Consider the following 1,341-nt stretch of genomic DNA (forward strand, 5'->3'; position numbering starts at 1 on the left):
TATGGGCCGCACCGGGGCTGTGGGTCTGCAGAGTTTGTGCGATCACCCGCAGAAAGATGCGCAGCACCATGCTCAGCACCGCTCCGTCGCGTTGCATGAAGTACCGCAACCTCTTGGGCACGGAGAGCACCCACTGGCGCACCGGCAGGCGGGGGAAAACGTGGTCGCTCAGGTGTGCCGCCGTCTCCACCATCCGCCGCGTGGTGCACGAGGGGCAGACTCCCCGGCCTTTGCAGGAGAAGGCTACAAAGTAGTCGTGCCCACAGTCGCCGCAGCGAGCGCGGGCAAAGCCATGGGCAAAGATGCCGCACTCAAGATACTTGGCAAACGCTTTGCGCACGAAGGGCTTGGGGGTGTGGTGGTCGCCCTGGCCGTCGAACTGACCCGCGCTGGCCAACTCTAGCCAGGTCTCGTAGTGCTCGGCTACCATTTGGTAGAGCAGCGTGCGTTCGGGGTGGCGTGGGTTGTAGAGCTTGGGCTTGGAAGTGGCTGACATGAATACTGTACAAATGCACAGTATTCTGCGGCGATTGTTTGGGTACGCAAAGCACAAGGCCCGAACCGTCGCCAGTTCGGGCCTTGTCAGGGTAGCTTGGCTGCGGACTTACTTGCGCGCAGGCGGCACATCCGTGCAGCTGCCATGCGCCACTTCCGCCGCCATGCCGATGCTCTCGCCCAGCGTCGGATGCGGGTGGATGGTCTTGCCGATGTCGACAGCGTCCGCACCCATCTCGATGGCCAGGGCGATCTCGCCGATCATGTCGCCCGCATGCGTGCCGACCATGCCGCCGCCCAGGATCTTGCCGTGGCCCCGGCCAGCATGGCCGTCTCCTGATCCTGCTTCGGGGCTGTCGTCGAACAGCAGCTTGGTGACGCCTTCGTCGCGGCCGTTGGCAATGGCGCGGCCCGAGGCCGCCCAGGGGAACAGGCCCTTCTTGACCTTGATGCCCTGCTGCTTGGCCTGGTCTTCGGTCAGGCCCACCCAGGCCACTTCGGGGTCGGTGTAGGCCACGCTGGGGATCACGCGGGCGTTGAAGGCGGCGCTGGCCAGTTCCTTGTTGCCCTGCAATTCGCCGGCGATCACTTCCGCCGCCACATGCGCCTCGTGCACCGCCTTGTGCGCCAGCATGGGCTGGCCCACGATGTCGCCGATGGCGAAGATGTGCGGCACATTGGTGCGCATCTGGATGTCCACGTTGGGGTCTCCTCGTTTTCAGTGCAATAAGTGACGGTACGAAAAGCTAGCACTGGCGCGGAGGTGGTGTTGGTAGATCGTTGATTTCATTGACTTTCCTGTTCACTTTCAAATCTGCGATTCGTGGCGTCAAACCGTGGTCGGTT

The 1,341-nt window shown here is 63.2% G+C and carries 1 protein-coding gene and 1 pseudogene; both read right to left on the reverse strand.

Features of this window, described 5'->3' with window-relative positions:
- Positions 1-496: transposase zinc-binding domain-containing protein (locus tag BN2503_RS19045; RefSeq protein ID WP_199445291.1), on the reverse strand; the 496-nt coding region annotated here is incomplete at its 3' end.
- 108 nt (positions 497-604) lie between these two features.
- Positions 605-1,210 (reverse strand): annotated as a pseudogene (locus BN2503_RS19050) (oxidoreductase dimerization domain-containing protein); the annotation flags it as partial.
- Between the last annotated feature and the right edge of the window lie 131 nt (positions 1,211-1,341).

Source organism: Paenacidovorax caeni, from assembly GCF_001298675.1.
Taxonomy (GTDB): Bacteria; Pseudomonadota; Gammaproteobacteria; order Burkholderiales; family Burkholderiaceae_C; genus Paenacidovorax; species Paenacidovorax caeni.